Annotated in this window: 9 protein-coding genes; 4 read left to right on the forward strand and 5 right to left on the reverse strand. The window is 35.3% G+C overall.

The genetic code is table 11. The features are described from left to right. Positions 1-167: 167 nt before the first annotated feature. The 4 genes from PL77_RS02880 to PL77_RS02895 form a co-directional block, all read right to left on the reverse strand. Complete coding sequence (locus PL77_RS02880; RefSeq protein WP_044201449.1) at positions 168-2,318, reverse strand: glutamine synthetase III; 2,151 nt, start codon at positions 2,316-2,318, stop codon at positions 168-170. A 434-nt stretch (positions 2,319-2,752) separates the two neighbouring features. Then, positions 2,753-3,832: an outer membrane beta-barrel protein gene (locus PL77_RS02885; RefSeq protein ID WP_044201451.1), complete on the reverse strand. Its 1,080-nt coding sequence runs from the start codon at positions 3,830-3,832 to the stop codon at positions 2,753-2,755. 216 nt (positions 3,833-4,048) lie between these two features. Beyond that, the gene (locus PL77_RS02890; protein ID WP_044201454.1) at positions 4,049-5,338 is read right to left on the reverse strand and encodes an ammonium transporter; all 1,290 of its coding nucleotides are present in this window, start codon (positions 5,336-5,338) and stop codon (positions 4,049-4,051) included. Between the two features lie 330 nt (positions 5,339-5,668). After that, positions 5,669-8,056, reverse strand: a complete 2,388-nt coding sequence (locus tag PL77_RS02895; protein ID WP_044201455.1) for a type IA DNA topoisomerase — start codon at positions 8,054-8,056, stop codon at positions 5,669-5,671. 268 nt (positions 8,057-8,324) lie between these two features. Here PL77_RS02895 and PL77_RS02900 point away from each other — a divergent pair, with 268 nt between their 5' ends. Together PL77_RS02900 and PL77_RS02905 are read left to right on the forward strand one after the other, a co-directional pair. Then, positions 8,325-9,131 (forward strand): hypothetical protein, encoded by an 807-nt coding sequence (locus PL77_RS02900; protein WP_044201457.1) that lies wholly within the window; start codon positions 8,325-8,327, stop codon positions 9,129-9,131. A 118-nt stretch (positions 9,132-9,249) separates the two neighbouring features. Then, entirely contained in the window at positions 9,250-10,053 is an 804-nt protein-coding gene (locus tag PL77_RS02905; RefSeq protein WP_156152222.1) for a hypothetical protein, read from the forward strand. Between the two features lie 79 nt (positions 10,054-10,132). Here the strand turns inward: PL77_RS02905 and PL77_RS02910 are convergent, their stop codons facing one another. Beyond that, positions 10,133-10,369 (reverse strand): hypothetical protein, encoded by a 237-nt coding sequence (locus PL77_RS02910; RefSeq protein WP_044201461.1) that lies wholly within the window; start codon positions 10,367-10,369, stop codon positions 10,133-10,135. Positions 10,370-10,626: 257 nt separating this feature from the next. Here PL77_RS02910 and PL77_RS02915 point away from each other — a divergent pair, with 257 nt between their 5' ends. After that, positions 10,627-11,319: an ABC transporter ATP-binding protein gene (locus PL77_RS02915; protein WP_044201463.1), complete on the forward strand. Its 693-nt coding sequence runs from the start codon at positions 10,627-10,629 to the stop codon at positions 11,317-11,319. Positions 11,320-11,321: 2 nt separating this feature from the next. Beyond that, entirely contained in the window at positions 11,322-13,754 is a 2,433-nt protein-coding gene (locus tag PL77_RS02920) for an ABC transporter permease (protein WP_156152223.1), read from the forward strand. Positions 13,755-13,831 lie beyond the last annotated feature (77 nt).

Below are 13,831 nucleotides of genomic sequence, written 5' to 3' on the forward strand. Positions count from 1 at the left end.
TAATGCGATGCAAATATAGCAGGTTTATTTTTAAATACACAAGCCTTTTTGCATATAAAAAGCGATTTATTTTATAAATCGCTTAATTTCAGTGGGAAAAAGTGGGCTCATGAGCCTAAAAAGGCTCATGAGCTGTATAAACATCCCACATTATATTAAATCCCTAATTACTTAAGGAATAACATTTCAGAGTATTTCGGTAATGGCCACTGAGCGTCATCAACGAATAACTCAAGACGATCTACTGCTTCACGGATTGTGTCGAAGTATTTGTGCTTGATGCTATCGCAGAACTCAACAGCTTGAGCATTAGTATCCTCGATTTCAAGAATTCTATCACGCTCGATTACCATTGCAGCAACACCTTCTTTAGCAGTCTTCATGAAACCAGTTACTTCAGAAATTGTAGTAGTGATTGCAGAAGCGTCTAAACCAAGGTCTTTTAATTTTGAAGCCGAGTCAGCTAATGTAGAAACATAGTTAGCAGCAGCAGGAAGTACTTTGTTTAGTACGATTTCCTCCATTGCTTTAGACTCGATGTCGATCTTAGTAGAGTAGATCTCTGACCATACATCATGACGAGCTTCGATTTCTCTTTCGCTAAATACGTTGTGCTTAGCGAAGATTTCTTTAGCTTCTTCAGCAATGAAGAAATCAAGAGCACGAGGAGTATCTTTTACGTTAGAAAGACCTCTTGACTCTGCTTCGTCAACCCACTCTTGTGAGTAACCGTCACCTTCGAAACGGATAGCTTCAGATTCTTTGATGTATTGAACTAAGATCTCACGGATCGCAGCTTCTTTGTCTTTACCGCCAGCGATAGCAGCGTCAACTGAAGCTTTGAATTGAGTTAATTGCTCAGCTACGATTAAGTTCAACACTGTCATTGGAGTTGCAGTGTTTTGAGTAGAACCTACTGCACGGAATTCGAACTTGTTACCAGTAAATGCAAATGGTGAAGTTCTGTTACGGTCAGTGTTGTCTAACTTAAGACCAGGGATCTTATCGATACCTAATTCGATGAACTCATCGCCACCTTCAGCATAAACAAGTTTACCTGACTCAGCAACTTCGTTTAAGAAGTTAGTCAAAGTAGAACCTAAGAATACTGACATGATTGCAGGAGGAGCTTCGTTTGCACCTAAACGGTGATCGTTACCCGCTGAAGCAATTGACGCTCTCATTAAGTCACCATAAACGTGAACCGCTTTGATAGTGTTAACTAAGAACGTTAAGAAATATAATGAACCTTCAGGTTGGAATAAGTTACGTCCTTTGTTAGTGATCAATGACCAGTTGTTGTGCTTACCAGAACCGTTCAAGTTAGCGAATGGCTTCTCGTGAAGTAAAACAGCTAAGTTATGCTCACTAGCAACTTGTTCCATAACGTCCATCATCAACAAGTTGTGATCTACAGCTGTGTTGATTTCTTCGTATAATGGAGCTGCTTCGAATTGACCTGGAGCTACCTCATTGTGACGTGTAGTTACAGGAATACCTAATTTGTGGCATTGTAATTCGAAATCTTTCATGAATGCTGCAACACGTGGAGCGATAGAACCGAAGTAGTGATCGTCTAATTGCTGACCATGTGGAGGCTTAGCACCAAATAAAGTACGACCTGCGATGTATAAATCAGGACGTGCAGCGTAGAAAGCTTTGTCTACTAAGAAGTACTCTTGCTCACAACCTAATGAAGCAGAAATACTAGTAACACCTTCTTCGAAGAATTGACAAACGTCGATAGTCGCTTTGTTAATAGCTTCTTGTGCTTTTAACAAAGGAGTTTTGTAATCTAATGTATCTCCAGTGTAAGAAACGAAGATAGTAGGGATACAAAGCGTTTTGTTTGTAATGAAGATAGGTGATGAAGGATCCCAACCAGTATAACCACGTGCTTGGTTTGTTGCACGGATACCGCCGTTAGGGAATGAAGAGGCATCTGGCTCTTGTTGAGTAAGTGTTGAACCTTTGAAAGTTTCAATACCTTTTGTGTAATCAAAGAAAGAGTCGTGCTTCTCTGCAGAAGATCCAGTTAGTGGTTGGAACCAGTGAGTGTGGTGTGTAACACCTTTAGAAACGGCCCATGTCATTACTGCAGATGCAACAGCGTCAGCAGTAGCTTCGTCGATTTTAGTACCATACTTTACTGCAGATTCTACTTTCTTGTAGATAGCTGGAGCAAGTGCAGCTTTCATTTGAGGAAGACCGAAACAGTCCTCGCCAAAATAATCTGAGATTTTGTTAGACGGTGCTTCAACTTCTTTTGCTGTTCTAGCTGAAGCTGTCTCAAGGGCGTTAAAACGAAGATTTGTCATTGTAATGTGAGATTAAAAAACTATTGCTCGAACGTTCTAAATAACGCTAATAATAGGTTAGGAAGTTTGTTCATTAGCAGAAGTCGTTATAATTTGTTTACGGTGTAAATATCACTCTGATTTTTAAAAAAATCAAGAAAAAATTGACTTTATGGGTAATTTCTAATCTAACTAGGTGTTAATTAATGATTTTTTTAAAAAACACTGTAAATTTTTGAAGATTTTGATTGAAGGTGAAATTTCTTTAAAAATTATCTTTTTACAGTTTAAAAAGTAAGTTTTTGAGGCAATATGGTTATAAAATTACCCTGATTGATGAAAATGTAGCTGTATATTCTGAAGAAGAGGATGTTTTTTATACAAGAGGGTAAAAAAGAAAGCCGATGCGATAAATCGCACCGGCTTTTCCGTTGTTGTATCTATAATATTAATTATTAGAATGCATATACAACTGCTACTAATGCTTGAGTGAATGAATCTGAAGCACCGTCTTTGTCTGAGAACGCGTCGATATCAGAAGTATCTACTCTAACTTCAGGTATAACCATTAGTGGACCTAAAGCTACGTTACCAGATAAAGTGAATGCGTTTACTGTACCAAAATCACCAGCAACAGTGTCTTTGCTTCCATCAGCTCCTACTGTTTTGTTTTCGTCGATGAAGTGCTCGTATCTTAAACCTAAACCAACTGTTTCGCTAACTTGGTATTGTAAGTAAGTTGCAACACCTGTGTAAACTTGTCCCATATCATCTACTGATTTGTCAGCATAAGCAGCGTTCAAACCTACATAGAAAGCGTCAGTTGCTTGGTAACCTGCAGTTAAATCAAATACCATTCTTGTGTTTGAGTTAAAAGCATTTAAGTAAAGATCTAATCCGTCTACTGGAGCTACATATAATTGAGCACCAATACCTGACATACCAGATGAAGAAGACTCAGCAGTTACATCCCAGCTGTCAGTGAATAAACCTACCATTAATGATACTTTGTCAGAGAATGCATAGTCTAATTTTACACCTGCATTTTGGAAAGGACCATTAGAGAATAAATAAGAAGTTGTATAGTTGAAGTTCGCTGTTGGAGAGATTACTTCGTATCCAACGAATGTACCCATAAAACCACCAGTAGCTGTTAACTTGTCAGTTAACTGGTATGAAGCATATAAATTTTGGATGAAGTTACCTTCTCCGAGAGATCCGTCACTTCTTGGTCCAAAAGATAAATCAGCTACGAATGATGCTTTACCTAATGATTGTGAGAAGATCACGTTCGCCATACCTAAAGCAATAGTATTGTTTGAACCAGCGAAAGATGTAGGAGCGTTATTTACCTCTCCAGCGTATCTGTAGTATAAATCTACTGAACCAGAGATTGATAATTTGTTAGCTTCTTCTTCTGTTGTTTCTTCAGTTGCTTCTGGCTGAACTTCAGCGTTGTCATAGTTATCTTGTGCAAAAGCCATTGAACCCGCTACCATAAGTGGAGCGATCAAAGAGAATAATTTAGTCTTCATTGTAGAAAAATTATAGAGGTGAATAATAAATTTTTAAGTAAGAACAATGCACACAAACTGTAATTACTCGGATGTAAATGCCATTACCTTGAACAGTAATGAGATTGAATTATGTGAGATGAATAATAATTGTAACGGAACTAACGGGTTACGTATACAATATTTTTTTTAGGGGGAGGAGAGATGTAAATCTCTCTCTCCTCTTATGTTTATATCTTAGTTGTCGAAAGTGATAGTATAACCACGGATACCGTGCTCATGGCTATCAAGACCTTCAGATTCGTGCTCTTCAGATACTCTTACACCAACTGTGAATTTCAATCCGTAGAAGATTGCTAATGAAGCTGTGAATGCTACTGCACCGTAAGCAGCTACACCGATTAATTGTGTAACAAACTGATCCATACCAGCTTTAGCACCTAGTACACCAATTGCTAAAGTACCGATGATACCACAAGTTAAGTGAACTGAAACTGCACCAACACAATCATCAAGTTTGAATTTGTCCATAGTTACCGCAGAGAATACTACTACGATACCACATACAATACCGATTAGGATTGCTTCGTTTGGAGACATTTGGTCAGCACCAGCAGTAATACCTACTAGACCAGCTAAGATACCGTTTAACACCATACCCAAGTCATAACGCTTGAACATAATGTAACCACCGATCCAGCCACCAACACCACCTGCAGCTGCAGCTAAAGTTGTAGTAACTAATACTAATGAGATTGATTGAGGATCTGCTGAAAGAACTGATCCACCGTTGAATCCGAACCATCCAAACCATAATAAGAATACACCAATTACTGCTAACGGAACTGATGAACCTGGCTTGTCAACAACTTTACCGTTTACATACTTACCTTTACGAGCACCAATTGCGATGATACCTGCCAATGCAGCCCATCCACCAACTGAGTGTACTACTGTAGAACCTGCGAAGTCATAGAAGCCCATTTCAGACAACCATCCGCCACCCCAGTGCCATGAACCTAGTACAGGGTAGATGAATCCTACTAAGAAGAAAGTGAAGATGAAGTAAGAAGTGATTTTGATTCTTTCTGCTACTGCACCTGAAACGATTGTTGCACAAGTTGCAGCGAACATCGCTTGGAATAAGAAGTCAGTCCAGTACGTGTAAGCACCTCCTGCATAGTCAGGAGATAAATCTGGAGTTAATCCCCATCCTGCGAAACCGAAAATTCCATTGAATTCTCCTGGATACATAAGGTTGAATCCGAACCATGCGTAAGAGATAAGTCCTACTGATAAATCCACTGTATTTTTGAAGAGGATGTTTACTGTGTTTTTAGCTTGAGTGAAACCAGCTTCAACACATGCGAAGCCTAAGGCCATGATAAATACTAGCATAGTAGATACTAGCATCCATACGTTGCTTGTTGTTAAACTTACTGTTTGTAGTTGCTCTGCAGTAACTGCTTGCGTTACTGCCTCAGTTGCCAATGTTGCGTCGGCAAGTAGGTGAATTGTTGAGAACATTGCAGTCAAAAATTAAAAATTATAGATAGTATTTAAAATTCGATCATTGAAGTGAAACACCCGCTTATTGAGGGGTACTCAATAAACGGATCACTCACATCTATAAAAGGGAATGGCTATTCAGATAGAAATCTTTTCGCTTTATTCCCCTCGATTTCTAATACAATTGTAGAGGTAAAGATTATCCTTTGCAAATCTTAACATGAAAAATTGACCTATTTCTATAAAAAAATAGATAATTTTTAAAAAATAGGGTGTTTTTTTAACGATGTTTCAACAGAATGTTGTCAAATGTTATCTATAAAGGTTTTAAAATGAACCTTGTAATTATTAATTTATAATCGTAATTGTGAAATCAGGGTTCAATTTTAACCTTCCTTCTGAAATTTTGTGCGGATTTTCTGAAAATCCCTTAATTTTTGAGGTTGTTCCCTTCTGAATTAGTGATTTCAACTGTGATTTTGTGATCTTTTTACCATAAATCTCATAGTTTACCCTAAAATCACACCCACTTTTCCAATTTCCGCAGCCAAAAGCTGTTTTTCCCTCTAAAATTTGACCTTTCTGACATTTTGGACAGATTAATGGCTTTTCTTCTATTTTTTGGAAAGTGATTTTACAATTGTCATCTAGTTTAAGAATACCATTCACTGTTGTTCCCTCTATTTTTAGACCTTTTATTTCAGGAGTACTTCCTTTTAGAATGAGAGATTGGATTTGTCTATCCGTTAATTTTTTATTTTCATATTTAAAAGGAACAAGAAAATCACAAGACTTATCTTTCCACCCTAAACAGCCATAGGCGGAATTACCTTTTAATACTTCTCTTGTTTTACATTTAGGGCAAGTAAGTTTTATGTCTTTTTGAGGTGTTTTCTTTTTAGTAGTCGAAGTTTTGGGTAATGAAGTGGTAGGTGTCTCAATTTTGAAGTTAGAACGACGCATTTTTACATTTTGTACAACTTCAGTCACCATCTCTTTAATTTCATTCATAAAAAGATTAATGTCATAATCACCGTCTTCAATTTGACGAAGCTTTTTCTCCCAAATACCCGTGAGCTCGGCTGATTTCAATAATTCGTTTTGTATTGTTTGTATCAGACTGAGTCCCGCTTGTGTAGGAACAAGAGATTTCCTTTGTTTTTCGATGTATTTCCTTTTAAACAATGTTTCAATAATATTGGCCCTTGTTGAAGGTCGTCCAATACCATTTTCTTTCATTGCTTTTCTTAATTCCTCATCATCAATATTTTTACCGGCAGTTTCCATTGCTCTTAGCAAAGTCGCTTCGGTATATAATTTAGGAGGTTTGGTTTCTTTACTTTTAATAAATGGAGCATGAGGCCCTTTCTCTCCTTGTTGGAATGTTGGTAAAGTTTGCTCTTCCTCTTCGTCTCCCTTTTTCTTTTTTCTTTTCTTTTCCTCTTCTTCCTCCTTTTTAAACAAGATTCTCCACCCTGGCTCTAAAACCTCTCTACCTGTCGTTTTAAATTCTACCTGATCTACCTTACCTAAAACTTCTGTTTTTGCCACTTTACAATCAGGATAGAAAGCAGCGATAAAACGAATAGCCACCAAATCATACACAGCAGCTTCTTGACTTGTAAGTCCTCGAACTGAAATTTTTGTAGGAATGATAGCATGGTGATCCGTTACCTTTTGGTCGTTAAATACCTTTTTAGTTTTACGGAAGGGTTTTCCAAAAAGAGGAGCCGTTTCTTGTGCGAACTTTGTAAGCGCTTTTAGAGTAGGTCCAATTTCGGGGTATAAGTTATTAGGAAGGAAAGTAGTATCTACACGAGGATAGGTTAAGAATTTTTTTTCGTATAAACTTTGAGCAATTTTTAAAGTTTGTTCAGCAGAGAAACTAAACTTTTTATTACACTCTACTTGTAAAGAAGTTAAGTCAAATAAATAAGGATGCGTTTCATTACCTTCTTTTCTTTTAAAAGAAACGATTTCAAACTCTTTTCCTTTAATACTTTCAAGTGTTGCCTTTACTTCTTCTTCCTTTTCAAATCGTCCTTTTGTGGCATTAAAAGTTACCTCTCTGTATTTAGTCTTGAGTTCCCAATACTTTTCACTTTTAAAGTTTTGAATTTCTAAATATCGATTCGTAATCAAAGCCAAAGTAGGCGTTTGAACTCTACCTATAGAAAGTAATTGTTTGTAGCCACCATACTTTATAGTATATAACCTTGTAGCATTAATACCAAGTAGCCAATCTCCAATAGCTCTTGCACTACCTGCTGCATACAATAAGTCAAACTCTTTTTCAGATTGCAGATTTTGAAAACCTTTTCGGATGGCTTCTTCTGTTAAAGAGGAAATCCAGAGGCGTTTTACTGGAACGTTACATTTGGCTTGGTGGAGCACCCAACGTTGTATCAATTCTCCTTCTTGGCCGGCATCACCACAGTTGATTACTTCTGCTGCATTCTGAACCAAGTTTTCTATAATTCTAAACTGTTGTTTGGTGCCATCATTATCAATGAGCTTAATCGCAAATTTGATAGGTATAATAGGAAGCGTAACCATATCCCACCTTTTTAAAGTAGAATCATAATCATGTGGCTCCTTTAAAGTACATAAATGTCCAAAAGTCCAAGTGATCTGATAACCGTTCCCTTCAAAGTATCCATTCTTTTTTTGAGAAGCCCCCACTATTTTGGCAATTTCTCTTGCTACACTTGGTTTCTCGGCAATACAAACTTTCATTTCCTTAATTCGCTTCGTTTAGAATCTGTTTCTTATCTGAAATCGTGAAAAAATGGAAAATATACCCTGTTTTTTAAAAAAACAAGCAGTAAATAAATATTCACTATAAATAAGGTGTTTTACCAAAATCACTTTCTTGTCAAAGAATAAATGACCTTTCAAAAAGAGTTCAAGAAAACATGTGAATAATTGAAAATAGTTTAAACATGGAAGATGGACTGTCGTATAAAATGTTATTCAAACGTTCAGTTAGTAAAATTTATTCATTATGAGGTCATTATCTAATATTCTAATTACAGTTGTACTGTTTTTCTTCGTAGCACAAAGTTCATTTGCTCAATCGAAAAAAGAGATAGAAAAAATAATTGAAGATGCAGTTGAAAACCGAAGATCTAAAGATCCGATGGCAGATCTTCAAAATGTGATGGACAATTTCAGTCCTTCTGCTTTAATCAATATTACTTATGTATCATTGGATGAAAAAAAGCACAAGAAAGTAATGAGTAAAACAGAGTATCAGTCGCTTTATGAAAATATGTACAAAGAGAATGTAAGACGAGACTACAACTTGGAGATACATGACATTCAAGTACAGAAAAATACGGCTGTTGCAGTTTTTACCTTAAATTATACATTAGTCAATAATTCTAATGGCAAAGTAATGTCGAAAGGAACCGAATTTATTGTTTCCACATTAATTACTAAAGCATCTACTTGGAAAATATTAGAATTGAATATCACGGATGTTGAAAGTGAAAAATATCAGGGTAGATGTTCATGTGAAGTTCTGTCAAATGAAAACACCGGTAATGTAGTGGCAAAGGTTGTGTCACCAAAAGGAGATCATTTTGAAAAAAATATTCATAGTGTTCACCGCAAAAAGATAAAAGGAAGAGATTTATTTATGGTGCAAGGTGTAAAATTTGAATGGACAGATAACTTAGAAGTATTTGTCTTAGATCAGGAATTAAATACTATACATTTATTAGCTACTGCCAAAAACCATGAGGAGGTAGTTCAAAAGATCATAGCGTATCTTTATAAAGATGAATGTTTTGGTGTAAAAGTTCAATAAAAAATTGTTGAAAAGGAATTATATAAATAATATGATTCCTTTTCTTTCGATAAAAAAAAATATCTCCTAAATTAAGTGAGTATTCAAACCGAATAAATTTACCGATAAGCTAATTATTATGAGAAAACTATTTCTATTCACGTTGCTTTCCGTGATCCTCTCTAGTTCTTCATTATTTGCCCAATCCGAAAAGGAATTGGAAAAGATGATAACAACAATCATTGAGAAAAATAAAAAAGGCCACAGTAAAGACAATGTAGATCAGATGATGGAATATTTCCGTCCTGATGCGATTGTCAATGTCACAAGTATCTCAGTTGATAATAAAAGGTATCATCATGTGATGAGAAAAGGAGATTATAGAGCAATTTTTGTCAATCAGTACAATCAGAACGTCCATAGAGAATCTGTGATTGATATTTATTCTACAAAAATTCAAGGAAGTGTAGGAATTTGTTCTTTTGCATTAAAATATACTCTAATCAATGATGGTAATGGGAAAGTTTTATCAAAAGGAACCGAATTTATTACAGCTACATTTACCTTTAAAGAAGGTAAGTGGTACGTACTTGAATTAAATATTACAGATGTAGAGGAAGAACAGTTTCAAGGGAGGTGTACTTGTGAGCTCTATACCAACCCTAATACAGGTACGGTCATTACAAAAGTAGCGGCACCAAAAGGAGATCGTTTTCAGAGTGAAAACAACAATGTTTATTCTAAAGTAATTAAAGGAGAAACATTCTATATGGTAAAAGGAGTCATCTTTCAATGGTACGATAAAAAAGAAATTTGGTCAGTTGATTCTTCTTATAAAAAGGTTGAGAAGTTGAGTAAGGCAAAGAATAAAGAAGAAGCTGTAAAAGCAGTTATGATGTACATGTATAAAGATGAATGTTCAGATATGAAAATGATATTATAACTTAAGTAGTATTATGGTCAATAAAAATCCCACAACATCAATAATGTTGTGGGATTTTTATTGGTGGCGAATTTTTATTTTAAGCTCCTTTTTTATTGGGGTTAGGAACATATAAATGGTCAGAGAGGATATAATTGATATCCATATTTTGTAGCTTATTTGTAATGTCAAAATAGGTCTTGTTGAAGTCTTGATAACTTTTAGCAAAAAATTCAATTTCGTAGTGTGGTCTGTAGTCGATTACTCTAAAATTGTATTTTTCAATGATGTGGTAGACCTGTTTTCGATTTTCTATAAGCAGTTTAAAGGTTAACATAAAATTAAAGGTTAGTGATTTGGGTTAATTCAAATTTCTTATATATAAGAATAAGAAACAATTTTCAATATATGTTCATTTATCTAAAAAGAATAAAATAGATTAATAGATTTGTACAGTATAATGTAATCGAACAGATAGTTCAGATGCGAACAATAGATAAAGATCTCAAAACTCTTTAACTGACTGATAATGAAAAGTACTCCGAATTATGAATGGTTGTTGCAGTTGTATATTTTTATTACACTTTTTAAGCTATGAAATCGGTAATTCAGTTAAAGGACATATCAAAAGCATACACCACAGACGAAAACGAAACACAAGTTTTAAGCCATGTCACACTAAATATTCATGAAGGTGAATTTGTGTGTATTATGGGACCTTCGGGATGTGGGAAAACTACTTTGCTCAATATTGCAGGTTTATTGGATGTGCCTTCCGACGGTAATGTACTATTTCAAGGGGAAGAAGTGAGTAAGGCGTCTTCTAAGCGAAGAGCCGAATTAAGGAGGTCTAATATTGGTTTTGTATTCCAAAGCTTTAATTTAATTGATGACCTTACAGTGTTTGAAAATATTGAACTTCCATTGGTCTATCAACACATTTCTCCGAATGAAAGAAAGTTTAGAGTGGATAAAATTATGGACCGATTGCAGTTGTCACATAAGAAAAATGCTTTTCCAACGCATATTTCAGGTGGATTGCAACAAAGAGTAGCCGTGGCCCGTGCGGTTGTTTCTCAACCCAAGCTTATTTTAGCAGACGAACCAACTGGTAACTTAGATTCTGAAAGAGGTAGAGAGGTCATGGACATGCTCACTAATTTAAACGAACTAGGAACCACTATTTTGATGGTGACCCACTCTACTGCGGCATCAGATTATGCTTCCAGAGTCATCCATTTATTTGATGGACAAATTGTAACCGAAAACTTAAACAAAGGGAAGTAATAGTGCTACGTAATTATATTATCATAGGAATCAGAAACTTGGCTAAACATGGCTTGTACTCATTAGTAAACATAGTGGGTATGTCAATGGGAATAGCCTTTTTTGCTCTACTTTTTTTAATTGTAAAGTATGAATTGTCCTTTGATAATAATCATGTAGATTCCAATAGAACATACAGAATCGTTGAGGTGATTGACTCTCAAGATATCGGAGAGCGTTCGGCAAGTGTCCCTATTGCATTGGGACCAACTATTAATGATTTATACCCCACTTATGTAGAGAGTACTGTTCGCTTTTTCAATCATCAAGTGTATTCTCATGTGATTTTTGCGAACGGACAACAATACAATGAACCAAGCTTATACTTTACCGATAAAGACTTTTTCAAAATATTTGATTTTCCACTTGTAAGAGGTAAAAAATCAAATGCTCTTTCGGATCCTCAGAGTGTAGTTATCACAACAGAAATTGCCCAGAAATACTTTGGTGAGGAAGATCCTTTGGGTAAAAAAATTCTCTATGATAATCAATTTTATTTGACCGTAACAGGAGTTGTGGATAAGTCTAAAATTCCTACTCATCTCGATTTTGAGCTGTTAGTGTCGTTTTCTACATTGTTGATTACCAATAAGAATATTATGAAAGGAGACCTCTGGCAATGGAATCCTTGTTGGACTTATGTGCTTTTAAAAGAAGGGGTAAGACCCGAAGAATTAGAAGCAGATTTTGATATACTTTTACAAGATGAAACTAAGTTTCCAGAGTATTTAAGAGATTATGTACAATTGTACCTTCAGCCAATTGAAGAGATACATTTATATTCTGATTTAGATTATGAAATGTCTCACAATGGAGATTACATGTACATTTATATTTTTAGTGCTATCGCTTTACTGGTATTGATTATTGCTTCTATCAATTTTATGAACCTATCAGCTGTAAGGTATTCTACTCGAGTGAGAGAGGTTGGTATCAGAAAAGCAATAGGTGCAGATCAATTTGAAATCATCATCCAATTTTTAGTAGAGGCTTCCATACTTAGTGTGCTTTCAATGTTTGGTGCTTTGGTCTTTATGGAACTGTTATTCCCATATCTGTATCAAATATTAGGAGATAACACCATTGAGATCCGTCAAGTTGATTCAAGAACCATCACACTATTGATCGGAGGAAGTGGTATTTTTGTGGGTGCTTTATCTAGCTTTTATCCCATGTACTACCTTTCAGGTTTTAGACCCATTGATGGATTGCAGGTGACAAGGGTAATAGGCGTGAAGCAAAAAAAATTCAGAACTTGGAGTGTGATCATTCAATTTGTGATTGCCATGTTTTTACTTTTTAGTACCTATGTTGCCAGAAAACAACTGAATTTATTAAAAGAGGCTGACCTTGGTTTTAATACTAAAAACATAGTTGTAGTTCCATTAGGTGAAGTAAGGTACTCCATGAATCAGTATAGTGAGATTAAAAAATCATTTTTATCGATCGACGGTGTAGAAGCGGTGAGTGGTATGGATGAGATCTTAGGTGTCCTAGTACAAACTTTTCCTTTTGAATTTGTCAGGGACAGTATAAGTATGCCTTCCTCATTTTATTCGGGCTTGAAAATAAGAAACGACTTTTTTGATGTCTTTAATTTTAATATTGTAGCTGGAGAATATATCCATAACAATAAACAGTGTGATCATGGTGATGTTTTGATTAATGAAGCCATGGTTCGTTATTTGGGGTATGATGATGCAAACGAAGTCATTGGTCAAAAGTTTTACAATCGGGCAGGAGAACATATTGTAACAGGTGTCTTAAAAGATTTTCATTTTGAATCTTTCCATAAAGAAATTGAGCCGTTTATCCTTTTCAAAAACGATAACCGATTATTCAAGTCATTCAATATAAAATATATGGTCTTGAGACTTGATACGATTGATGACTGGGGAAGAATAGAGAAGGAAATGTCACTAAAGTGGACTAAACATGTCCCTTACACCTTAATGGATTCATTCTTATTAAAAGACAAAGTACAATCTTCATATCAAAAAGAAGAACGCTTGGCAAAAGTATCTTTGATCTTTTCGATTATAGGCGTAATCATCGCCAACTTAGGATTATTTGGCCTTGCTTCATTTATAACGGTTCAAAAAAATAAAGAAATAGCTATTAGAAAAGCACTTGGTATGGAAAACTTTGAGGCGATGTTATTTATCTCAAAAGAATTTTTCTTCCTAGTAGGAAGTGCTTGTTTCATTGCTTGGCCACTTTCTTATCTTGCCATGAAATTATGGTTAGAAAATTTCCCTCAACAAATCACTATTGATCCTTATGCTTACCTTTTTTCAGGAGGTGTAACCTTATTTTTGACATTTATTACGGTAAGTTACCATGTGATTAAAGCAGGAATTAAAAACCCTGTAGCAGATTTAAAATCAAGTAATTAAGGGGAGTTGTTGTTATTGTGCCTAAATAATTAGTTTAAATTTCTTAAATTTGACAAAACACCACACAAAATTAACTG

Origin of the sequence: Flammeovirga sp. OC4 (assembly GCF_000812565.1) — a bacterium.
Taxonomy (GTDB): Bacteria; Bacteroidota; Bacteroidia; order Cytophagales; family Flammeovirgaceae; genus Flammeovirga.

Bases quoted from the DNA above. Each gene is read 5' to 3' on its own strand.
- PL77_RS02880 (WP_044201449.1), bottom strand. From the start codon at position 2,318: ATGACAAATCTTCGTTTTAACGCCCTTGAGACAGCTTCAGCTAGAACA.
- PL77_RS02895 (WP_044201455.1), bottom strand. From the start codon at position 8,056: ATGAAAGTTTGTATTGCCGAGAAACCAAGTGTAGCAAGAGAAATTGCC.
- PL77_RS02885 (WP_044201451.1), bottom strand. From the start codon at position 3,832: ATGAAGACTAAATTATTCTCTTTGATCGCTCCACTTATGGTAGCGGGT.
- PL77_RS02890 (WP_044201454.1), bottom strand. From the start codon at position 5,338: ATGTTCTCAACAATTCACCTACTTGCCGACGCAACATTGGCAACTGAG.
- PL77_RS02910 (WP_044201461.1), bottom strand. From the start codon at position 10,369: ATGTTAACCTTTAAACTGCTTATAGAAAATCGAAAACAGGTCTACCAC.
- PL77_RS02915 (WP_044201463.1), top strand. From the start codon at position 10,627: ATGAAATCGGTAATTCAGTTAAAGGACATATCAAAAGCATACACCACA.
- PL77_RS02905 (WP_156152222.1), top strand. From the start codon at position 9,250: ATGAGAAAACTATTTCTATTCACGTTGCTTTCCGTGATCCTCTCTAGT.
- PL77_RS02900 (WP_044201457.1), top strand. From the start codon at position 8,325: ATGAGGTCATTATCTAATATTCTAATTACAGTTGTACTGTTTTTCTTC.